General features: G+C 69.4%; 21 protein-coding genes. 9 read left to right on the top strand and 12 right to left on the bottom strand.

Annotated elements, in window-relative coordinates; all coding sequences use genetic code 11:
- The 3 genes from J3476_RS14135 to J3476_RS14145 all read right to left on the bottom strand — a co-directional run.
- Positions 1 to 1508: FAD-binding protein (locus J3476_RS14135; RefSeq protein WP_207067140.1), on the bottom strand; the 1508-nt coding region annotated here is incomplete at its 3' end.
- Positions 1509 to 1510: 2 nt separating this feature from the next.
- The gene (locus J3476_RS14140) at positions 1511 to 2017 is read right to left on the bottom strand and encodes a VOC family protein (RefSeq protein ID WP_207067069.1); all 507 of its coding nucleotides are present in this window, start codon (positions 2015 to 2017) and stop codon (positions 1511 to 1513) included.
- 45 nt (positions 2018 to 2062) lie between these two features.
- The gene (locus J3476_RS14145; protein ID WP_207067070.1) at positions 2063 to 2743 is read right to left on the bottom strand and encodes a TetR/AcrR family transcriptional regulator; all 681 of its coding nucleotides are present in this window, start codon (positions 2741 to 2743) and stop codon (positions 2063 to 2065) included.
- Positions 2744 to 2853: 110 nt separating this feature from the next.
- On the opposite strand from J3476_RS14145, the gene J3476_RS14150 reads away from it, so the two are divergent.
- On the top strand, positions 2854 to 3294 hold the full coding sequence (locus J3476_RS14150; RefSeq protein WP_207067071.1) for a nitroreductase/quinone reductase family protein: 441 nt from the start codon (positions 2854 to 2856) through the stop codon (positions 3292 to 3294).
- A gap of 24 nt (positions 3295 to 3318) precedes the next feature.
- On the opposite strand, the gene J3476_RS14155 is transcribed toward J3476_RS14150, so the two are convergent.
- From J3476_RS14155 to J3476_RS14175, 5 genes are all read right to left on the bottom strand, one after another.
- On the bottom strand, positions 3319 to 4026 hold the full coding sequence (locus tag J3476_RS14155) for a hypothetical protein (RefSeq protein WP_286183026.1): 708 nt from the start codon (positions 4024 to 4026) through the stop codon (positions 3319 to 3321).
- A gap of 220 nt (positions 4027 to 4246) precedes the next feature.
- On the bottom strand, positions 4247 to 5653 hold the full coding sequence (locus J3476_RS14160; protein ID WP_207067072.1) for an FAD-binding oxidoreductase: 1407 nt from the start codon (positions 5651 to 5653) through the stop codon (positions 4247 to 4249).
- A 10-nt stretch (positions 5654 to 5663) separates the two neighbouring features.
- The gene (locus J3476_RS14165; protein WP_207067142.1) at positions 5664 to 6551 is read right to left on the bottom strand and encodes a sterol desaturase family protein; all 888 of its coding nucleotides are present in this window, start codon (positions 6549 to 6551) and stop codon (positions 5664 to 5666) included.
- A 46-nt stretch (positions 6552 to 6597) separates the two neighbouring features.
- Entirely contained in the window at positions 6598 to 8169 is a 1572-nt protein-coding gene (locus J3476_RS14170) for a carboxylesterase/lipase family protein (RefSeq protein ID WP_207067073.1), read from the bottom strand.
- Between the two features lie 94 nt (positions 8170 to 8263).
- Positions 8264 to 9484, bottom strand: coding sequence for an MFS transporter (locus J3476_RS14175; RefSeq protein WP_207067074.1), 1221 nt, complete (start codon positions 9482 to 9484; stop codon positions 8264 to 8266).
- A gap of 100 nt (positions 9485 to 9584) precedes the next feature.
- Here J3476_RS14175 and malQ point away from each other — a divergent pair, with 100 nt between their 5' ends.
- The 5 genes from malQ to J3476_RS14200 all read left to right on the top strand — a co-directional run bounded on the left by malQ (position 9585) and on the right by J3476_RS14200 (position 15097).
- Entirely contained in the window at positions 9585 to 11840 is a 2256-nt protein-coding gene (gene malQ, locus J3476_RS14180) for a 4-alpha-glucanotransferase (RefSeq protein WP_207067075.1), read from the top strand.
- A gap of 196 nt (positions 11841 to 12036) precedes the next feature.
- Entirely contained in the window at positions 12037 to 12507 is a 471-nt protein-coding gene (locus J3476_RS14185; RefSeq protein WP_152517271.1) for a hypothetical protein, read from the top strand.
- Between the two features lie 93 nt (positions 12508 to 12600).
- Positions 12601 to 13500, top strand: coding sequence for a metal-dependent hydrolase (locus J3476_RS14190; RefSeq protein ID WP_207067076.1), 900 nt, complete (start codon positions 12601 to 12603; stop codon positions 13498 to 13500).
- Positions 13500 to 14600 carry a PDR/VanB family oxidoreductase gene (locus J3476_RS14195; RefSeq protein WP_207067077.1) on the top strand — a complete coding sequence of 367 codons (1101 nt, stop codon included), beginning with the start codon at positions 13500 to 13502 and terminating at the stop codon, positions 14598 to 14600. The genes J3476_RS14190 and J3476_RS14195 overlap by 1 nt, the downstream gene beginning before the upstream one ends.
- A 2-nt stretch (positions 14601 to 14602) precedes the next feature.
- The gene (locus tag J3476_RS14200) at positions 14603 to 15097 is read left to right on the top strand and encodes a nuclear transport factor 2 family protein (RefSeq protein ID WP_207067078.1); all 495 of its coding nucleotides are present in this window, start codon (positions 14603 to 14605) and stop codon (positions 15095 to 15097) included.
- Here J3476_RS14200 and J3476_RS14205 read toward each other — a convergent pair.
- Positions 15018 to 15509: an NUDIX domain-containing protein gene (locus tag J3476_RS14205; protein ID WP_207067079.1), complete on the bottom strand. Its 492-nt coding sequence runs from the start codon at positions 15507 to 15509 to the stop codon at positions 15018 to 15020. The genes J3476_RS14200 and J3476_RS14205 overlap by 80 nt on opposite strands.
- A gap of 46 nt (positions 15510 to 15555) precedes the next feature.
- Here J3476_RS14205 and J3476_RS14210 point away from each other — a divergent pair, with 46 nt between their 5' ends.
- Both J3476_RS14210 and J3476_RS14215 read left to right on the top strand, forming a co-directional pair.
- Positions 15556 to 16398, top strand: coding sequence for a hypothetical protein (locus J3476_RS14210; protein ID WP_179967512.1), 843 nt, complete (start codon positions 15556 to 15558; stop codon positions 16396 to 16398).
- 119 nt (positions 16399 to 16517) lie between these two features.
- Positions 16518 to 17282 (top strand): SGNH/GDSL hydrolase family protein, encoded by a 765-nt coding sequence (locus J3476_RS14215; RefSeq protein WP_207067080.1) that lies wholly within the window; start codon positions 16518 to 16520, stop codon positions 17280 to 17282.
- On the opposite strand, the gene J3476_RS14220 is transcribed toward J3476_RS14215, so the two are convergent.
- A complete protein-coding gene (locus J3476_RS14220; RefSeq protein WP_207067081.1) occupies positions 17279 to 17842 on the bottom strand; it encodes a hypothetical protein in 564 nt (187 codons plus the stop codon). The two genes, J3476_RS14215 and J3476_RS14220, sit on opposite strands and share 4 nt — an antisense overlap.
- Before the next feature lie 95 nt (positions 17843 to 17937).
- Entirely contained in the window at positions 17938 to 18750 is an 813-nt protein-coding gene (locus J3476_RS14225; protein WP_207067082.1) for a nuclear transport factor 2 family protein, read from the bottom strand.
- A gap of 106 nt (positions 18751 to 18856) precedes the next feature.
- Between J3476_RS14225 and J3476_RS14230 the strand changes: the two genes are divergently transcribed.
- Positions 18857 to 19252, top strand: coding sequence for a hypothetical protein (locus J3476_RS14230; protein WP_207067083.1), 396 nt, complete (start codon positions 18857 to 18859; stop codon positions 19250 to 19252).
- Positions 19253 to 19305: 53 nt separating this feature from the next.
- Here J3476_RS14230 and J3476_RS14235 read toward each other — a convergent pair whose 3' ends face one another.
- Complete coding sequence (locus J3476_RS14235) at positions 19306 to 20607, bottom strand: cytochrome P450 (protein ID WP_207067084.1); 1302 nt, start codon at positions 20605 to 20607, stop codon at positions 19306 to 19308.
- Between the last annotated feature and the right edge of the window lie 238 nt (positions 20608 to 20845).

The raw sequence follows: 20845 nt of genomic DNA on the forward strand, positions 1-20845 counted from the left end.
TCTCCCGCCCGCCGCGCTGCATGTTCTCCCGCCCTCCTCGCTGCGTGTTCTCCCGCCCGCCTCCCGAAGAACGAGCCTTCGCCCAGCTGCGTCCCACTCGCGTAGCCCTTGCCGTCCTGGGCGATGTTCGACGCACAGGCGCCCGCCGCGTACAGCCCGCGCACCGCGCTGCCGTCCCCGCGCAGCACCTCACCGTCGACCGAGACCTTGAGGCCGCCCATCGTGAACCCGGAGTACATCGCCCGCCCGAGCGACAGATCGAACGCCGCCCACGGCCCGTGGTCCTGCGCCGCGAGATAATCCGGCTGCTTGTGGAAATCGGGGTCCTCGCCGGCCGCGGCATGGGTGTTGTAGCGCTCGAGCGTCGCGGCGAGGTTGTCCTCCGGGATGCCCAGAGCCTCCGCCATCTCGGTCACCGTCTCCCAGCCGTCGATGAACTTGATCAACGGCATCTCCGGCATCTGCATGTGTGCCTCGTCGACGATCAGATACGCGGTCTGGTCGGGTTGTTCGAGGACGAACGCCGAGGTGCGCGAGTGGTAGGAATCCTCGGCGACGAACCGCTTGCCCTCGGAGTTGACGATGACGCCGGTCAGCAGGATCTCGGGCGGATAGGCGGCCGCGGTGATGAACAACTGGTCCATGTTCGTTGCCACGCCCCCGGCCGAGACGCCCAGTTTGATTCCCAGCCCGTCGTCGTTCGGGTTGCCCAGAATGTAGGGCGCGACCATCCCGTGGTGTTTGGTCTTGCGCTCCTGGCCCAGCGCGGGCGTGTACTCGGCGACCATGTCCGCGTTCATCGCGAAGCCGCCCGCGGCGATCACCACGGAATCGGCCTTGACGTAACCGCTTTCGCCGAAGTGCTTCCAGCGCACGCCCACGATGGCACCGTTGCCGTCGACGACGAGTGCGGTGGCACCGGTCTCGTAGCGCATCGTGACACCGAGCGACTCGGCGCGCTTGAGCAGCAGGTCGATGACCATGGCGGCGCCGCCGAGTTCACCCGGCACCGGAACCGAATGTCCGCGGGGAGCGGGCTCGGCCTGCTCGCAGAACGGCCACACCTTCTCGTTCCCGGTGTAGGACAGCCCCTCGGTACCGGGCGGGACGACGACCTTGCCCGGGTAGTAGCTGCGTTCGAACTGGAACCCGAGACCTTCGAGCCAGTCGAAGTGTTCGACGCTGCCGTCGCAGTACGCCCGGATCTTGTCGTGCTCGGGTTCCCGGGACTGGGTGACCAGGTACTTGTACATCTCGTCGGGCGTGTCGTCGTGGCCCGTGGCGCGCTGCACGGCGGTGCCGCCGCCGAGATAGAAGTGGCCGCCGGCCATCGATGTGGTGCCGCCGGCGTCGGCGCCCTTCTCCAAGACCAGAACTCGCGCGCCGGCTGCGGCGGCGCTGACGGCCGCGCAACCGCCGGCGATGCCGAAACCGAGCACGACGACGTCGGTCTCGTCGGACCAGTCGTCGACGTCGGCGACGGACACCGTCTCGGGGATGTGCTGCATGCTCAATTCTGCTCCTGGTTCACTTGGTCTTTCAGATGGCTGAAGTACGCGCGGATCTCCGGCGGCAGGTAGGCGATCTCCAGATAGGGAACCCCCGACTCCGGCGCGGACAGATAGGCGAAGCGCATACCTCCCGGCATCGTGCCGACCATGACCGCGGGAGCGCCCCGGTGCGCGGCCTCGTCGAGCGCGGCGGTGAACGCGTCGGCGTCGCCCACGTCCCGGCAGATGTGGTGCAGACCGGGGCCGCAGCGCTCGAGGAACTCGCTGTACACGCTGTCGCCCGAGGTGGGCGCGATCACCTCGAGTTGCATGTCGCCGGCGTAGCTGAGCGAGATGTCAGCCGAGCAGTCGGCGGGTTCTCCGCGGTAGGTGCAGCCGTCCGGACCGAAGTGCACGCCGGGCATGCGGAACCATCTCGTGACGCCCAGCAGCGCGCTCAGCGTCGTCTCGGTGGCGGTCAGGTCGTTCGTCACCCAGGCGATCTGGACAGGTGTCTGGTCAAGCATCGGTTCGAGAATATCGCTCCCGCGCCACGCAAGCTAGAACGTGTTCTAATTCTGCGCCAGAAAATCGGCCATCAGCTCCATCTGGGTGTCGAAGACCGCGGCCGGATCGCAGAATGTGTCGGCGCCGTACTGGCCGAAGACTTCCAGGCTGATCGCGCCGATCAGCGTCGCCCACACGGTCAGGCACCTGGTGGCCGCCACATCGCCCGCGGGAAGGTCATACTCACTGCGCAACAGCGCCAGATCGCGGGAGAGTTGCGGGGCCACAACGCCTTCGGGGTCGGGAATATCTCCGTCGGCGATGCCGAGACTCACTGCGGCGAACACCATGCCGACCACCCGGGTGCCCGGACCCACGGTCCTGTCGCGCGGTGCGTGGTAGCCGGGTACGGGGCTGCCGTAGAGCAGGGCCCAGCTCGCCGGCTGGCCCAGCGCCCACCGGCGCGCAGCGCGGCCGATCGCGGTCAGTTGCTCGCGCCACGTGCCGGTGTCGGGCCGGGCGCGCTCGACCGCGTCGGCCAGTTCGGTGTAGGCGTCGACGAGCAGCAGCGTCAGCAACTCATCGCGGCTGGCCACGTACCGGTACACCGCCGAGGACACCATGCCCAGCTCACGCGCGATCGCGCGCAGCGACAGTCCCGCTGCTCCCTTGCTGATCAGCTGGTCCCGGCCCAGTTCGACGATGCGACGTTCGATGCGGTCGCGGGACTCCTGACGTTTGCCCACGGGACCAGTCTGGCACAGAACGAGATCACCGCTCTTGCTTTGACCTCGTTCGCGTGTCACGCTGATTTGAGAGCAATGCTCTCGTTAATGGTCAGGGAAAGGATCGATCGATGACTCAGCGCTACGACGTACCCGGGGTGGGCGCACGGGTGTTCAACGCCTCCATCCGCCGGCTCGCCGAATCGGGGATCAGCATCCAGGGCAGCACTGCGCTGCGGGTGCGAGGCCGCGTCTCGGGGCGGTCGCACGCCGTGGTGGTCAATCTGCTGACTGCCGACGGGCGGGCCTATCTGGTCTCTCCGCGCGGGAACACCCAGTGGGCGCGCAACGTACGGGCCGCCGGCGAGGTCGAGCTGGGTCCGCCGCGACGTCCCGCGCGCCACACCGTCGTCGAGGTCGAAGACGAGGCCAAGCCCGAACTGCTGATTCGCTATCTCCGCCGCTGGTATTGGCAGGTCAAAACCCATGTCGGCGGTCTGACGCCGACCTCGGGGCCGGCCGAGCTGGCGCGGGTCGCTCCGTCGATTCCGGTGTTCGAACTCCTGGACTGACTTCGTGCCAGGAAAGGTTCGGTGTCAGGGGATCGCCGGGGCCTGCAGCGTCGCCGAAGCCGCCGAGATGACGTCCTCTCGGGCCTGTTGGCTGGTCACCTGCCAGGACACTGCGGCGGGGAAGCTACCCCAGGTGCTGTTGAACATGCCGATCAACACCGTGCGCCCGTCCGGAGTCGGCGTGTAGACCGGACCACCGGAATCGCCCTTCTGGCTCACCACGCCGTTGGCCATCGTGAACCACCCGTTGTTGACCGCCTGGACGGTGCCGCAGCTCTCCCCCGTCACCACCCCGAAATGGCAGACCGGCATCCCCGCCACGGGCACCACACCGGGATCGGTGACGAGCACCCGGCCGCCGGGCAGCACATTGTTGACCGCGACGTCGCTGGCCAGATGAACCACCAGCCAGTCCGTGATCTGGTGGTTGGTGTCGATCGTGGTGCCGTCGGGAGTGTTGTCCCGGAACGAGCCCTGGGTGCCGATGACATGGCCGCTCTGGTCGGTGACCAGCCCGGATGCGCGGCAATGGCCGGCGGTGAAGGCCACCCTGGTCTGCGGGTCGACGTAGCCGAGAGTGCAGCGCACGCGGTCCTGCCGAATCTCCATGCCCGGATACACCAGGACTCCGGGTTGGGCTTCGGCCGCAGGAGTGACCAGGGTCAGGGCCAGAACCGGAGCGATCAGCGCGAGGAGCAGGTGTCGCAGTCGTCGCGGTGACCACCGGGACACCGGAGAAGGTCTCCGCGCGGGTGTCTCGACAGGCGACCCAACAGGCATCTGAGTAGGCACTGCCCCCTCCGCTCTCCCCGTGAAGTGAGGTGTCGGCTACCGCCCCTCGAGTGGTATCAGGTTTGATACCCGAACGAGACTCTTTTGATGCAGACGGTATAACTGCCTCATCGCGGCCCGATAACGGGGCGTTACACGCCGCGCTCGGGGTGCGCGCCGCTCAGGAGTCGAAGCCCAGTCCGGCGGCGTCGAGGGCGCGCAGCAGCAGATTGCGCCGGCCCGCTGAGTGATCGGCGCGGTCCAGCGACCAGCGCGTTGCCTGGATACCGGCACTGGCCAGCGGCTCCGGCGGAAACGGCAACGGCTTCTTGCGCACCATCTCCAGCCCGGTTCGCGCGGTGGTCGCCCCGTCGAGCAGGTCCAGGCAGACGTCGGCGGCGAACCGGGTGGCCGCGACCCCGAGTCCGGTGAAGCCGTTGACGTAGGCCACCCGACCTTCGCGCGCCAGACCCCAGTGCGCGCAGAAGCGGGTGTTGGTGTCGATCGGTCCGGCCCAGCGGTGGGTGAACGTCACGTCGTCGAGCTGAGGGAACGTGATGAAGAAGTGAGCGGCCAACCGGCGGTAGCTCTCGGTGCGGTCTTCGTACGACGAGTCGATGCGACGACCGAAGTGGTAGATCGCGTCGTAACCGCCCCACACGATCCTGTTGTCCGCGGTCAGCCGGTAGTAGTGGAACTGGTTGGCCGAATCGCCGACGCCCTGCCGGTTGCGCCAGCCGATGCGGTCGAGTTGCGCCTCCGACAGGGGCTCGGTCGCCAGCACGTAGTCGTAGACCGGCACCGTGTGGAAGCGGTTGCGGCGCAACAGGCTGGGAAAGACGTTGGTGGCCAGCACCACCTGACGGCAGGTGATGACCGGGCCGTCGGTGTGGACCCGCAGCGCCGCCCCGCCGGAGATGAGCTGCCGCGCGGTGGTGTGTTCGTGCACGTCCACGCCGGCCTCGACGCAGGCGCGGGCGAGTTCCAGCGCCAACTTCGCCGGGTCGACGATCGCGCACGTGTCCGGGCTGAAGAGGCCCGCCAGATAGGTGGGCGAGTCCACCTCGGCGCGGACCTGAGCCTGGTCGAGCGCCGTACCCTGGCCCTGCCCGGCCGCCTCGTCGAGCCACTCGATCTGGTGCGGTTCGGTGGCCACCGTGAGCATCCCGGTGCGCTGCCAGTCGACCTGCAGCCCGAGTTCGGCGATCTCGGCCTGCATGCCGTCGAGATTCTCCATCCCCATGTGCTCGAGGGCATCGATCTCGTTGGGCCAGCGGGACTTTCCGTTCTCGTAGCCGTGGGTGAGGCTGGCGTCGACGAATCCGCCGTTGCGCCCGGAGGCGGCCCAGCCGATCCGGTCGGCCTCGATGAGCACGATGCGGCGATCGGGGTGGCGGCGCGCCGCGTGCAGCGCGCTCCACAGGCCGGTGTATCCCCCGCCGACCACGAGCAGGTCACACGTCGTCGGACCGGCTGCCGGGGGATGCTCCGGACGGTCGGTGTCCAGCCACACCGACCCCAGTGTGGTTCCGGCCAGCGAACGGTCGATCAGGGCTGCGTCGACCGCGGCGTCGAACACCGTCTTCATGACCCGCACATTACGGCTTGACGTGGGCGGGCGTCGTCGTCTGGGCCGCGTGGGCGGGCTGCCAGCCCGGTGGCCCGAAGAGGTAACCGAGCCGGTCCCGCAACCCGGTCGCGGCGCGCACGTCACGGGCGATCGCCCGGTACTCGTGAGTCTGCAGCGTCCAGATGTTGAACGTGTCCACCGGCTTGGTCAGCCCGTAGTGCGGCCGGAACAGCTCGCGCTGGAACGTGCCGAAAAGACGGTCCCAGATGATCAGGATGCCGCCGTAGTTCTTGTCCAGGTACTCGGGATCCATGCCGTGATGCACGCGATGGTGCGACGGCGTGTTGAACACGAACTCGAACGGCGCCCACATCCTGCCGATGCGCTCGGTGTGGATCCAGAACTGATAGATCAGGCTCACCGAGAAACTGAAGAACACCATCCACGGTGGAACGCCCAACAGCGGCAACGGAATCCACATCAGGATCTCCCCGCTGTTGTTCCACTTCTGCCGCAGCGCGGTCGCGAAATTGAAGTAGCGGCTGGAATGGTGGGCCTGATGGGTGGCCCAGATCAGCCGCACCCGATGAGCGGTGCGGTGATAGGCGTAGAACAGCAGATCCACCCCGACGAGCGCGATCACCCAGGTGTACCACTGCCCTGCCGACAACTGCCACGGCGCCACATAGGCGTAGATCGCCGCATACCCGAGCAGCGCCAGGAACTTCCAGGCGCCCATGGTGAACACCGAAACCAGGCCCATCGAGATGCTGGCCCACGAGTCGCGGGCCTGATGTGAGCCCGAACTCGGTCGGCCGGTCTCGTCGACCAGATGCTCCAGCTTGCGCGCGGCGCTCCACTCGATGATCAGCAGCAGCAGGAAGAACGGGATCGCGAACAACACCGGGTCGCGCATCGGCGGTGGCAGCACTTCGAGGAGATCCACGAGCGGAACCGCCTTCCTACCGGAAACTCAGCACGTCATCGCCCCACGCACGGCGCACGTCGGCGTCGAGGTCGTCGATCACGGTGTCGGTCTTGTCGATGACGAGGGTGGCCCGGCGGTCGGCGTCGTAGGGATGCCAGGCCGGTTCCCCGCCCAGGCCGTCGGGACGCCCGTGCCGCGCGAAACTCGTCCAGCGGGCACGCAACCTCTCGGAGACCTGCTGCCCGGTCTTGCGTCCACCCAGCGCGAATGTCGGGTCCTTGCGGCCGGAGCCGAGATTGCCCCACACGAACGGCAGCTCGGTGGCGTGCGCGGCGTGCAGGCGCACCAGCTTGAGGAACGGGGTGGCGAAGTCGAACCGGTAGAGGTAGACGGGCGCGACCGCGCGGTGCCCGTCGGCGAACCAGATCGAGGGCATCCGGAAGCCCAGGTCGCTGCTGAGACCCATGCCCTTGACCTTGCCGCGGCCGCGGTAGGTCCCATCCAGGTCGGCGGTGCTGGGCAACCGCACGTCCGGCTGTTCGGAGGCGATCTGGGCGAACATCGCCTTGACGCGCTCGGGTGTGACGGGCATCAACGGCGACTTCATGTACCGGAACAGCGCGGCCTCGTTCTTGTTGGTGCCGATGATCAGCGGCACCGGGTGTGTCATCCCCCGCCGTGCGGTGGCGACCGGGTAGTCCGGGACCACGTCGCCGTCCACGATCGGGGCGAACGCGAGAAGGCCCGGCGTGTTGACCGGCACCTCGTCGAACACCGTGCGTGACGCCTCCACGACAGCCTGGGTCGGTAACCCGTGCAGGCGGTCGAGATCACCCGTTCCGAGGTCGAGCACTTCGAGGAAGCGTGCGGCCACCCGCCGGGCGCGTTCGGTGTCATAGGACGACGTCGCCGGCGAGCTCTGCGCGATCGCCGCGCTGAACAGCCCGGCGGCCGCGGGGCTGCCCAGCAGCGTGGTGACCACCCCGCCGCCTGCGGACTCACCGAACAGCGTCACCCTGGCCGGGTCTCCGCCGAATGCGGCGATGTTGTCGCGCACCCACTCCAGGGCGGCGAGCACGTCGCGCAGGCCCAGGTTGGTGGCGAAGCGTTCGCTGTCGGCGCCCAGGGTGGGCAGCTCCAGGAAGCCGAACGCACCGAGCCGGTAGTTGACGGTCACCACGATCACGTCGCCGCCGGTGGCCAGCGCGGCGCCGTGGTAGAGCGGCTGACTGGCAGAGCCGAGCACGTAGGCTCCGCCGTGCACCCACACCATCACCGGCTTGCCGTCGCCGGGCTGGGTGTCGGGCGGCGCCCAGACATTGAGCGACAGGAAGTCGTCGCCCTGGGGTGCGCCGAGGTCGATCGGGATCTTGGGGTCGGTGGGCTGGGGGCACACCGGGCCCACGCGCGACGCGTCGGCCGGTTCGGTCCACCTCTGCGGCGGCTGGGGTGCGCGCCACCGCAGTTCGCCGACCGGCGCGGCGGCGTAGCGCACGGCCTTCCAGGTCTTGACGATGCCGTTGTCGACCCCGCGGACCGGGCCGTGGGTGGTGTCGACCACCGGGCGGCCGTCGGCTGGGCGGCGGGTGGTGGCTTCCGCAGTCATCCCGAGCTCCTTCGATCGACGGTGCGGCAGCGCGGAGGCTGCCACGGCGGTACGTAACTGTACCAGCGTGCGGGCGCCTCCTCATTGTGGCTGTTCACGGCGTGTCCAGGGGTGTAAAGCCGGACGTTTTGCCACGCCTGGCGGTCAACGCCCGGGCCAGCAGCACCAGCGCCACGCCGGCGATCGGCACGCTGAGCAGTCCCACCCGCAGGCTCGCCGTGTCGGCGACCACGCCGACGATCAACGGAGCACCCAGAAATCCGACGCGCATCAGCCAGGTCAGTACCGTCAGGCCGGTTCCGGCCCGCAGTCCCGGCAGCTCGTCGGCCGCGCGCATCGCCGCGGGCACCACAGTCGCGACGCCCAGTCCCGCCGCGGCGAAACCCGCGATGGTGCCCGGCACAGACGGGAACGCCAGTGCGGCACCCATCCCGGCGGCGGCCACCACCCCGCCGGCGCGGGTCACGGCACGGTCGCCGAAGCGATCGACCAGCCGGTCGCCGAGCATCCGCCCGACGAACATGGACCCCACCAGTGCGACATAACCGAGCGCCGCCACCGAGCCCGGGGCGTCCAGGCTGTCGCGCAGATACAGCGTCGCCCACGAACTGCCGGCATCTTCGACGGTGGCGCCCGCGACGGCAATGCCGACCAGCGCCGCCAGCGTGACCCAGACCGCCGCAGGCACCGGGACGTCGGCGACCCGCCCGGCCGACGGGTGTTCGTCGTGGTCGGCGCCGGGCAGCAGGTGTGGATAGGCGATGATCACCAGGCCGCAGAACAACGTCGCCGCACCGGCCAGATGCCCGCCGCGCGGAATGTGCAGCGCGATCGCCGCGGCCCCGGTCAACCCGCCCGCGATGGCTCCCACCGCCCACACCGCGTGCAGCGAGTTGATGATCGAGCGGCCGTAAAGTCGTTGCAGCCGAAGTCCGTTGACGTTCTGGGCGACGTCGGTCACCCCGTCGCTGGCCCCGGCGACGAACAAGGCGCCGGCGAACATCGACGGCGCGGGTGCCATCGCGGCGGCCACGATGAACCCGGCCAGAAGCGTGGTCGTCACCAAGGCCACCCGCGCCGACCCGAACCGGCGGATCAGCACGGCCGCCGCCATGCCGGCCAGTAGTGCCCCGGCCGAGAAGGCCGCCACGGCCGCACCGAATCCGGCGTTGGACATCCCGAGATCGGATTTGATCTCGGGATAGCGCGGCAGCAGCGTGGCGAACAGCGCGCCGTTGCTGAAGAACAGGGCCGCCACGGCCAGCCGGGCCCGGCGGTGGCTCACCTCGCCGCCGATCGGCGGTTCGGTCGCCATGCCCGCGAGGTTACCGGCCGTCCCTGCGCGACGGCGCCCGCCCGGGTCCCTGGGCGGGGATGTTGGGCTCAGATGCGCAACGGCAGGCAAGATTGGCGGCATGGCAACCGAAGTGGCGGCGCAACCGCCCTCCTCGTTGATCGACCTCGCCCAGCGGTACGGGGTGGCGGCGGACTACGAGGACTGGACCGGCCGTCGGGTCAGTGCCGGCGCGACCACGCTGATCGCCGTCCTCGAGGCGCTGGGTGTGCCCGCCGCCACCGAGGAGGACCGGACCGCCGCCCTGGCCGATCACGACCGGCAGTACTGGACGCGGTCGTTGCCGCCGTCGATCGTCGGGCGCCACGGCGTGACGACACCGTTCTGGGTGCACGTCACCCACGGTGATCCGGTCCGGCTGTGGATGCGCCTGGAGGACGGCAGCGTGCGCACCGGTCTGCGGCAGCTGGAGAACAACCGGCCGCCGTTCGACCTCGACGGTCGCTCGGTCGGCGAGGCCACCTTCGAACTGCCGGCCGACGTGCCGATCGGCTACCACCACCTGCACATGCAGATCGGTTCCACCGACATCAGCACGCCCGTCATCGTCACGCCCGCCAAGCTGGATGTGCCGGCCCGGCTCGGCGGTGGCCGCGCTTGGGGCCTGGCCGCCCAGCTCTACAGCGTCCGCTCCGAGAACTCCTGGGGCGTCGGCGATTTGACCGACCTCACCGACCTGGCCGTTTGGTCGGCCGCCCAGCACGGAGCCGGTTTCGTGCTGGTCAACCCGATGCACGCGGCCGCCCCGACCGCGCCCATGGAACCCTCGCCCTACCTGCCGACGTCGCGCCGGTTCGTCAACCCGATCTATCTGCGGGTGGAGGCGATTCCCGAGTACGCCTCACTGCGCCACCGGGGTCGGATCCGCAAAGCCCGGCATCAGGTGCAGTCCCGTGCCGCGCGCGCCGAGCAGATCGACCGCGACAGCGCCTGGAAGGCCAAGCGCGCGGCGTTGGAGAGCGTCTACCTCGTCGAGTTCTCGGCCGGCCGGGAGATCGCCTACGCCGCATTCCGGGCTCGGGAAGGCCGCAGCCTCGACGACTTCGCCACCTGGTGCGCCTTGGCGGAACATCACGGCGCGGACTGGCACGGGTGGCCTGCCGAGTTGCAGCACCCGCGCAGCGAGGCGGTGGCCCGCTTCGCCATCGAGCACGAGGCGGAGGTGGACTTCCACCGCTGGCTGCAGTTCGTCGTCGACGAGCAGTTCGGCGCCGCGCAGCACTCTGCCGTGCAGGCGGGGATGGCGCTGGGCATCATGGCCGACCTCGCCGTCGGCGTCGATCCCGACGGCGCCGACGCGTGGGCGCTGCAGGACGTGCTGGCGCTGGGGGTGACGGCGGGCGCCCCGCCCGACGAGTTCAATCAGCTCGGTCAGGACTGGTCGCAGCCGCCATGGCGGCCCGACCGGCTGGCCGAGGCGGCCTATGAGCCGTTCCGCGCGCTGGTTGCCGCGGTACTTCGACACGCGGGTGGGGTGCGCATCGACCACATCATCGGCTTGTTCCGGTTGTGGTGGATTCCGAAGGGTGCGCCGCCCACGGAGGGCACCTACGTGCGCTACGACCACGAGGCGATGATCGGCATCGTCGCGCTGGAGGCCTACCGCGCCGGTGCGGTGGTGGTGGGCGAGGACCTGGGCACCGTCGAGCCCTGGGTGCGCGACTACCTGCGCGACCGCGGACTGTTCGGCACGTCGATCCTGTGGTTCGAGCAGGACGACGAGGGACGCCCGTTGCCTGCCGAGCGGTGGCGCGAGTACTGCCTGTCCGCGGTCACGACCCACGACCTGCCGCCGACGGCGGGGTATCTGGCCGGCGTACACGTGCGACTACGGGCCGAATTGGACCTGTTGACGCGCCCGGCCGAGGAGGAGCTCGCCAGTGACCGGGCCGCGCAGCAGGCCTGGATGGCCGAGTTGCGCCGGGTCGGTCTGCTCGGCGACGACCGTGACGAGGACGGCGCCCACGCTGCCGACCGTGACGGCGCGAACGGCGGTGACGGCTTCGACGACGGTGACGGCTTCGACGACGGTGGCGGTCTCGACGATGGGGACGGTGCCGACGTCGACACGGTGGTGTTGGCCCTGCACCGCTACCTGGGCCGCACCCCGTCGCGGCTGCTGGCGCTGTCGCTGGCCGACGCCGTCGGTGAGGTGCGCACCCAGAATCAGCCCGGCACGACCGACGAGTACCCGAACTGGCGGGTTCCGCTGGGTGGCCCGCACGGACGTCAGGTGCTGCTCGAAGACGTGTTCACCGACGCCCGGGCGGCTGCGCTGTGCGAGGCGATGCGCAACTCGGTCGAGCCGCGCCGATAGCGGCCATCCGCAACCCGTTGCAGCCGCGCCGACGGCGCCCAGGAAACGCTGAGTCCGTCGTTGTTGCGCACAGCGCCCGGCGAAACTGCGCACCGGCGTCACGCTCGATGCTGTAACGCCGACGGCTTCTGCAGCGGTTTCACATTCGGCACGGCTGCGATATGTTCGCAGCGCACCACGAGGCGAGGAGAACTGCGTGAGGAAAGTCGCTGTGCTCGGCAGCGGGCTCGTCGTAGCCGGCACGGCCGCGCTGATGGGCGCCGGCGTGGCGCTGTCGCAGCCGTCGGTCGAGACCTCCCCCTACAACGTGGTCGGTGAGCAGTACGGACGCGCGCTGGCGATCCTGAAGAGCCAGGGCGTGAAGGCGTACTTCGGCGGTTCGACGGGCAGCGCGTTGCCACAGTCCTCCTGCCTGGTCGATCACCAGAAGGTGACCAGCGGCGGCCGGATGCTGCTGAAGTTGGACTGCACCCAGGCCGCGGCCGACCAGATCGCCGCCATGGGACCCACGGGCGGCCCCCGCGTCGGGGCCAACGGTGTGACAACCGTCACGCCCACCCCGATGGTGCCGATCCCCGGCGCACCCGGTGCGGGCTCCCCGGTGGTCGCGGGTCCGCCGCCCGGCATGGGCGCGCCGATCGTCGCGAACACGTCGCCCCAACCCTGACAGCTATCCGGGACCCGCGGTCCCGGTAACCGGTCGCGCGGGTTCTAGACTGGCGGGAAGACCCTCGAGTTCACCACCGATGGAGTGCCCGCAATGTTGCGTCCGCGTCGTTTCCGCGATGAAGTCGATCCCGGCCCCGTTCAGATCCAGGCCCGCAAGGTCCAGTTCGATGTCGCAGACGCGCCGCTGCACTGGATTCCGGGGCATCCGGCGGCCTCGCACGTGGTCAGTGTCCTGAACCTGGTGCTCCCGGCCGGTGAGCGCTGGTTCGTCCAGACCTTCAACGAGGCGTTGCCGATGGTCAAGGACCCCAAACTGGCTGACGACATCCGCGGTTTCGTCGGGCAGGAGGCCACCCACGCCGACGTGCACGAGCAGGTGCTGCACTCGTTCATGGAAGCCCGTGGGGTGGACCCGGCGCCGATCGTCGCGCAGGTCGAACACCTCTTCAGGGAGGCACTGGCACCGCCGTCGACGACCGATCCGACTCGTCGGCTCAACCATCTCAGCGACCGGTTGTGGCTGATCGCGGCGATCGAGCACTACACCGCCGTCATGGGGGATTTCGCGCTGAACTGCACCTGGGACGACTACGGGGCCGATCCCACGCTGGTCGACCTGTTCCGTTGGCACGGCAGTGAGGAGGTCGAGCACCGCAGCGTCGCCCACGATGTGGCGGTCTACTTCCACGACAGCTACTTCAGCCGCATCCGGGCGATGACGACGGCCGCGACGATGCTGGCGGTGTTCTTCCAGCGTGCCGCCTGGTATCTGATGCGCACCGACCCGAATGTCGACGCGAACTGGCTGACGTTCAACCGGATGCGGATGCGCGACTCGAAACTGGGCCTGCTCCCGCGCTACCGCTACCTGTTCGGCACGGCCACGCTGTCCTACTTCCGCCCCGGATACTCCCCCGAGGAGTTCGGCTCCACCGCCCAGGCGGTGGCGTACCTGGCCTCCTCCCCCGCGGCGCGCGCCGCGCACCTGTGATGAGGCTGTTCGACAACTACCGCAGGACACCGCCGAGCGCTTCCGGGCGAATCCGGCACGATGTCCCGCTCAGCGTCGCCGTCACAGCCGTCTCGGGGCTGCTGGCGGCGTCGTCGCGACGCCGGTTGGCGCCGCCGTCCGGGACGGCACGCACGCTGGCGTTGACGGTGGCGCGGCGCCGAGTGGTCGCCCACGACCAGGACGTGGTCGAGTTGACGCTGGTCCCGGCCGACGGCTCGGCCGTGCCGCGCTGGTATCCCGGCGCCCACCTGGATGTGGTGCTGCCCAGCGGGTTGGTCCGCCAGTACTCGCTGTGCGGCAGCCCGGCGGCTGTCGACCACTACCGGATCGCGGTGCGCCGCATCCCCGACGGCGGTGGCGGGTCCCTCGAGGTGCATGAGCTGCCGGAAGGCGCGACGGTTCGCACCCACGGCCCGCGTAATGCCTTTCCGCTCACGGTGCCCGGCTTCGGGTCGCCCGCGCGGGCGTTTCGCTTCATCGCCGGCGGCATCGGCATCACTCCCATCCTGCCGATGCTCGGCGCGGCCGATGCGCTGGGCATCGACTGGTCGATGGTCTACACGGGCCGCAGCCGTGCCGCGTTGCCGTTCCTCGACGAGGTCGGCGCATTCGGGGCCGCAGTCGAGATCCGCACGGACGACGAGCACGGCCTGCCCACCGCCGCTGAACTGCTCGGCGACTGCCCTCCCGGCACGGCGGTGTACGCGTGCGGGCCCGCACCGATGTTGACCGCGATCCGCGGGGCACTGGTCGGCCGCGCGGACGTCGAGCTGCACTTCGAACGTTTCGCCGCCCCGCCCGTCGTCGACGGCACGCCCTTCGAGGTCACCGTCGCCGGCACCGGAGAGGTCGTTGCCGTCGGAGCAGAGGAGACGCTGCTGTCGGCGCTGCGCAGGGCCGGGGTGAACGCCCCGTACTCCTGTCAGCAGGGGTTCTGCGGCACATGCCGCACCGGGGTGATCGCCGGCGAGGTCGACCACCGGGACACGCTGTTGACCGACCCGGAACGTGCCGCCGGCACGATGCTGATCTGCGTGTCCCGGGCGGCGGGCGCACGCGGGCTGACGCTCGACCTCTAGCCGTGCCCCTCCCGCTTTCCGACCGCCTGGCGATCGCCGATCTGGTCCATCTCTACGCAGCCGCGGTGGACGACCGCAGGTTCGACGACGTCGTCGAATTGTTCACCGGCACAGCAGAATTGCGGCTCCCCGAGCCGCCCGCGCGGCTCGACCCGGTGCGCCGCCTCCACGGTGCCCCCGGTGTGCGGGCGGCCATGTCGGGCCTGGCTGCGGTGGCCCGCACCGAGCACGCCATCGTCGGTGAGGTGTACGCACCCGGCGACGATGCCGATCACGTGCTGGGCAGGATCACCTGTATCGCCCACCACTGGACCGTCCGCGGCGACACGGTGACCGATGTCGTGTGGCACCTGCGCTACGACGACGAATACCTCAGGACGTCGCGGGGCTGGCGCATCCACGGCCGCGCGCTGACCGTCAACGCGATCGAGACGCCGATGGTCCGCCGGGTCCGGCTGCCTCCTGCAACTGGTCGACCAGCGGCCGCTGGCCCGTGAGCAACTTCACCCGCGCCGCCGCCAGGTCGAACCATGCCAGGCGGTCGATCTCGGGGAACTCCCGCTGTTGCCCTGAGCCTCGGGGCCACTCCATGGTGAACGTGTTGCTGACGGTGCCGGTCAGATCGAGGTCGGCATGCACGGCGAACACCGTGACGATCTTGCCGCCGGGTTGTCGAACCGGTTCGAGATCCAGGCGTGGCCCGGTCGGGGGCGGCTTTCCCACCTCCTCGCTGAACTCCCGCTGAGCGACCGTCCACGGGTCCTCCCCCTCGGCGTACTCGCCTTTGGGCACCGACCAGGCGCCGTCGTCCTTGCGCGCCCAGAACGGACCCCCGGGATGGCCGAGAAGCACCTCGAGGCGATCACCGTCGCCGCGGTAGAGCAGCAGCCCGGCACTGAGTTTCGGCACGACGGGACCATAGCTGAACCAGGCGCGTGCGAGGATGGAGCACACGATGACCCGTCCCACGGAGCCGGCGGGGCGGCGGCCGCCGACACGGTCCGTCCGCCGGTTCGATCCGTTCCGGCCGATCGACATGCTCACCTCGCTGTGGTCGGCCACCGCGATGGTGCCGGTGAACAGCGGCGCCGCCGCCGCATATCGGACGTTGTTCCTCACGATCCGGCGGCTGGTGCTGGGGCGACGGCTCACAGTGCGTCTCGACGACGGTGATCTGACGATGACGGTCACCGGGTTCGAGTCGCGGCTCGACGCGCGGGGGCTGTCGGTGGGTCAGCTCAATGACGTGCGACTGACCGCCGACGACGTCCGCTGGCGGAGCAGCACCTTCGGGCGGGCCACCGTGGTGGCGCACAACGTGCACATGAAGCCCGGCGCCCCGCCCGTGCTGGTCGCCGCGCCGGTGGAGTTGACGCTCGACGTGCCCGCGGCCGTGCTCGACGAGATGTTCCGCTCGGCCGCACCACGCTTCGCCGGGGAGGTCGGCCCCGACGGCGTGGCCAGGTTGCGGCTGGCGCGACGGCCCCGGCTGGGTCACCTCGAGGTGGCGGCGCGGGTGGACGGTTCCACCCTGTGGCTGACGGCGAGCCGGCTGACGGTCGGCTCCAGGGGCTGGCGGTTACCCGCGCGGACCCCGGCGTATCCGATACAGCTGCCGGAGCTGGCCCGGGGGCTTGTGCTGACCGGCATCACGTTTGCCCCGGGCGTGGTGCGGTTGTCGGGCACGGTGCCGCAATGGCGTGCCGATCTGCCCCGGACCCGCCTGGAGGACATCCTCAACCAGCTCAGCGTCACCGGGGTCGTCTTGACGGTGAGCCGGCTCGGCCGGCTGGGTTAGTGGGCCGGCTGGTTCGTTGGGCCGGCTCGCCGGCGGGTTGGTTGTGCCGGCTCGCCGGCGGGTTGGTTGTGCCGGCTCGCCGGGTGCGCCACCGGCGCTCACGCTCTAGAGTCACCGGCGTGGCCGGATTCGCCCGCTACGTCGCGCTGGGCGACAGCCAGACCGAGGGACTCTGGGACGGCGACGACGACGCCGGGCTGTTCGGGTTCGCCGACCGTCTGGCGTTGAGGCTCAGCGCCGACAATCCCGGTTTCCGCTACGCCAACCTGGCCATTCGCGGCAATCAGATCCGCGATGTGTTGGTCGATCAGCTACCCCGCGCCCTGTCGATGCGCCCGGATCTCGTCACGGTGTGTATCGGTATGAACGACGTGACCCGGCCCGGTCCCGGTTTCGACGGCGCGCTGGCACGGCTCGACCAAGTGCACCGGACGTTGGCCGGTTCCGGCGCCACGGTCGTGACGACGACGTTTCCCGACGTGGCGAGAATCCTGCCGATCGGACGGGTGCTCAACACCCGCGTGCTGCGCATCAACGACGAGATCCGCGCCGCGGCGCAGCGGTACGGATTCGGGCTGGTCGATCTGTTCGATGCGCCGTCGATGGCGCAGCCCGAGACCTGGAGCGTGGATCGGGTACACGGTTCCCCCAGGGGGCACATGCTCTTCGCGGCCGCCGCAGCCGAGGCGCTGGGGTTGCCCGGCAGCAGTCACGACTGGGCCGGCGTCGACCCGTCTGCACCCCCGCCGTCAGTGCGCTCCCAGGCGTACTCCCAGGTGCTGTGGACCCAGAACATGCTGATGCCTTGGCTGTGGCGCCACGTCCGGGGTCGCTCCAGCGGCGGTGGGCGCAGTCCGCGCCGGCCCGTGCTGGCGCCGGTCTAGATACCCGTCCATGTCGCGTCGAGCTGTTCGGCGACGTCGATCACCTTGGCCTGCTGGGACTCCGGACTGTCGATCTCGCCGGCGACGTGCGCGGCGATGAACCGTTTGATCTCGGCGTCCACGCCGCCGACGATGCGGACGACCTCGGCCCGCAACGACTTCGACGTGACGTGGATGGCGATGTCGGACGAGCGCGGCTTCTCGACGTCGAGAATCAGCAGCAGCGGTTTGGCGGCGCGAGCGGTGGCGCGCAACGAGATCTCGCCGAAGACCATGAACTTCGGTTTGTCGATCCGCAGATCGACGACCATGTCGATTTCCAGTGGAATGCGGATCGAGAACGTGATGGTCTCGCCGAGATCGCGGGTGACCCGGGGCGCCATGATCCGCACTTTGGCCGTCACCTTCGCCAGCCGGCCGGGTCCCTGCGCGATCGGGCCCATCTCGAAGGCGTCGCCGGCGATCGCGCCGATCGCGTCACCGACGCGTTCCTCGGTCACCGCGACCTCGAAGAACCGGCGCCCGAACTCCTCGTACGTCACCAAATCAGCTGGATCCATGGTGCTGTTACGTTCTCACGTCCACGCACGAGGTTGCGTCAACGTGGCCGACATGGGGGCCGACATCGTGGCCGACATGGTGGCCGACATCGCCCTCAGGACACTGCCTCGCCGAACAGGCGCAACCGGCCGAACGAGCCCCGATCCGGTCCGGTCTCGCCGATCAGCACCCAGCGTCGTCCGGACCGCTCGACCCGGGCCGCCACCGAGGCCCCGGACTGCACCGCTTTGGTCCAGCTGCCTCCGGACAGGTTCTTGAGCAACTCCGAGGTGGTCATCGGGGCCCTGTCGCCCTGGGTGATCGACGCGTCGCCGACACGGCGTCGCAGACCGAGCTCGTCACCCTCGCAGGCGGCGTCCAGCAGATCGGTGAACCGGCCCTTCCCCCCGCTCCCGACACCGCGAAAGCCGCGCAGGAAGCCCGCGCAGCCGCTGAGGCCCTGCTCGGTGAGCATGGTGCGGCCCAAGGTGATCCCACTGGGCACCGCGCCCAGGCCACTGCGTGCGAACTGCGCGATCATCGCCGGTAGCTCCCAGTAGGCCGACAACGCGCACACCTTCAGCTCGGAGTCGTCGTTACGTTCGTATCCGCGCAGGTCGTACCGAATGAACGTGGGGACCCGCAACGTCAGGGTCGGCGTCATCGCGATGATCAGCTCGACGTCGCGAATGACCGTGGTGTCCACGACGATGTCGCCGTCGGGATGGAAGGTGATGGCGCGAGGGCCGATGAAGGTGTCGTAGAACCTGCCGATCGCCGCCGCGCCCCGGTGTGGTCGCGACCCGACGGGGTCTTCGATCGTGCCGTCGGCGGTGAACAGACCGATCCAGCCGTCGCGGTCGTGGGCGCCGGCCGCGGCCAGCGACCGCTGCGCCGTCGACAGCAGGTCGACTCGGGTGAAGGCCATAACGTTGCCTACCACCTCAGACCAGCGGTAGTCGACACCGCGCTCTCGGCGCGGGCACACTGGAGGTATCTGCTGCGCGGGAGCGCGGCCGTCAGGAGGCACGACGATGAGCAGCAACAACGGTCCGTTCGGGCTGGACCCGGAAGACTTCGAGCGCGTCGTCCGCGAAGCGGGCGAGGGGCTGCGCGACGCGCTGGACGGGCTGGGCAAGTTCGTCAACACGTCGGGTGAGCGCGCCGGATGGTCGATGCTGTTCGACGAGTTCACCCGCGGGACGCGCACCCGCCCGGAGCCGGAGACGACCGGCGAGACGGGCGACGGTGTATGGGCGATCTACACCGTGGGCCAGGACGGCGGCGCACACATCGAAGAGGTCTACCCCACCGAACTCGACGCGCTTCGGGCGAACAAGAACAACACCGACCCTGCGCGGCGGGTGCGGTTCCTGCCCTACGGCATTGCGGTCAGCGTCCTCGACGCGGCCGACAGCGGCGATGCCTGATCGGGACGCCTGACCGGTTGTCGGGACGGCGCTGACCGGTTCCCCGGGCTGCGCTACCGCACCAGGATTCGCAGATACTCCCAGCCACGCACCGTCGAGGTCGGCGCCAGCCGCGCGCTGTCGTGGTCGATGTCCCACTCCGGCCACCGGTTGAGGAGTTCGTCGAGGGCGACTCGGCCCTCGAGCCGGGCCAGGTTGGCGCCCAGGCAGTAGTGCAGGCCTTTGCCGAAGGTGAGATGACTGATGTTGTCGCGGTGGATGTCGAAGGTGTCGGGATCGCGGTAGCGCCGCTCGTCGCGGTTGGCCGCACCGAACAACAGCAGCATGGCGCTGCCCGCGGGCACCGTCGTGCCGGCGTAGTCGAAGTCCGCGGCCAGATACCTTGCGACGTGGGGGCCGGTGGGTTCGAAGCGCAGGGTCTCGTCGACCGCCCGCGTCAGCAGGGAGCGGTCCCGGGCGATCTCGCGCCGCTGTTCGGGATGTTCGGCGAGCACCTTGGCCAGCCACCCGATCAGACGGCCGGTCGTCTCGTTACCGGCGCCGGCCACCACCTGGGTGTAGTGCAGCACCTCCGGGCGGGTGAGCTTGCGGTGCACACCGTGCTCGTCGGTGAACTCGACATTGAGTAGCGCCGTCATCAGATCGTCGGACGGGTTGGCTGCGCGCCAGTCGACGTAGTCGGCGTAGATGCGGCCGTCGGCGATTCTGCTCGCATCGGTGACCTTCATCGGGGTGCCGGGCCTGGTGCGCAGGTTGGCGTCATTGGCGTCGCGCACCGAGACCTGCTCCGATTCCGGGATGCCCAGCAACATGCCGATGACCCGCATCGGCATCATCGCCGCGAGTTCGGCGATGATGTCGAACCCGTCGGTCCCGACCAGCGGGTCGAGACAGTTGATGCAGTAGGTCCGGATCCGGTCTTCGATCTCGGCCATCCGCCGCGGGGTGAACACCCGTGCCATCAGCCCCCGCAGCATCGTGTGTTCGGGCGGGTCCTCGAACATCATCACGCCCTCGGGCATGTCGAAGTCGGACTTGACCAGTTCGAGGATGTCGCTGCGGCGGTTGGAGAACACCTTCCAGTCCAGCAGCGCGCGTTCGACGTCGGCGTGCCGGGACAGTGCCCAGAAGTCGTAGCGCGGGTTGTGGTACAGCGGTGCCTGGTCGCGCAGCCGCGCGTACACCGGGTAGGGATCGGCGACGATCCCGGTGTCGTAGGGGTCGTAGTAAACCTGAGGCTCGGCCCCGGTGGCCGGCCCCGCCCCCGGGACGGATCTCGGGCCCGAGCCGTGGGCGGTTCCGGTGGCTGTCGCCGCGCTCGTCGTGGTCGTGCCCGCTGATCGTGGTGTTGCCATGGGCGCTCCTCCGACGGTTCCGCGGGGCTTCTCCGCCTGCAGGAGACCCTTGTTGTGCGACCGCTCAGCACATCGTGCTGTCGCTATGTGTAACAGCGGACCGAAAGGGGGTCAAGAGCTGACGCAAAAGTGACCTGGCACGCAGGTGACGCAAAGCAGTTAGCAGCGCCACAATGACTTGAGCTAGCCTGTGGCCGAGTGAGAAGTTATATCGGCTAAGTTACGATCAGCCGAACAA

It is taken from the genome of Mycobacterium sp. PO1, assembly GCF_017312405.1.
Classification (GTDB): domain Bacteria; phylum Actinomycetota; class Actinomycetes; order Mycobacteriales; family Mycobacteriaceae; genus Mycobacterium.

What these genes read in the sequence shown, in the direction of transcription:
- J3476_RS14160 (WP_207067072.1), bottom strand. Translation starts at nt 5,653, where the DNA reads ATGAAGACGGTGTTCGACGCCGCGGTCGACGCAGCCCTGATCGACCGT.
- J3476_RS14220 (WP_207067081.1), bottom strand. Translation starts at nt 17,842, where the DNA reads ATGGATCCAGCTGATTTGGTGACGTACGAGGAGTTCGGGCGCCGGTTC.
- J3476_RS14195 (WP_207067077.1), top strand. Translation starts at nt 13,500, where the DNA reads ATGAGGCTGTTCGACAACTACCGCAGGACACCGCCGAGCGCTTCCGGG.
- J3476_RS14150 (WP_207067071.1), top strand. Translation starts at nt 2,854, where the DNA reads ATGACTCAGCGCTACGACGTACCCGGGGTGGGCGCACGGGTGTTCAAC.
- J3476_RS14175 (WP_207067074.1), bottom strand. Translation starts at nt 9,484, where the DNA reads ATGGCGACCGAACCGCCGATCGGCGGCGAGGTGAGCCACCGCCGGGCC.
- J3476_RS14190 (WP_207067076.1), top strand. Translation starts at nt 12,601, where the DNA reads ATGTTGCGTCCGCGTCGTTTCCGCGATGAAGTCGATCCCGGCCCCGTT.
- J3476_RS14170 (WP_207067073.1), bottom strand. Translation starts at nt 8,169, where the DNA reads ATGACTGCGGAAGCCACCACCCGCCGCCCAGCCGACGGCCGCCCGGTG.
- J3476_RS14165 (WP_207067142.1), bottom strand. Translation starts at nt 6,551, where the DNA reads ATGCGCGACCCGGTGTTGTTCGCGATCCCGTTCTTCCTGCTGCTGCTG.
- J3476_RS14210 (WP_179967512.1), top strand. Translation starts at nt 15,556, where the DNA reads ATGACCCGTCCCACGGAGCCGGCGGGGCGGCGGCCGCCGACACGGTCC.
- J3476_RS14225 (WP_207067082.1), bottom strand. Translation starts at nt 18,750, where the DNA reads ATGGCCTTCACCCGAGTCGACCTGCTGTCGACGGCGCAGCGGTCGCTG.
- malQ (WP_207067075.1), top strand. Translation starts at nt 9,585, where the DNA reads ATGGCAACCGAAGTGGCGGCGCAACCGCCCTCCTCGTTGATCGACCTC.
- J3476_RS14235 (WP_207067084.1), bottom strand. Translation starts at nt 20,607, where the DNA reads ATGGCAACACCACGATCAGCGGGCACGACCACGACGAGCGCGGCGACA.
- J3476_RS14230 (WP_207067083.1), top strand. Translation starts at nt 18,857, where the DNA reads ATGAGCAGCAACAACGGTCCGTTCGGGCTGGACCCGGAAGACTTCGAG.
- J3476_RS14140 (WP_207067069.1), bottom strand. Translation starts at nt 2,017, where the DNA reads ATGCTTGACCAGACACCTGTCCAGATCGCCTGGGTGACGAACGACCTG.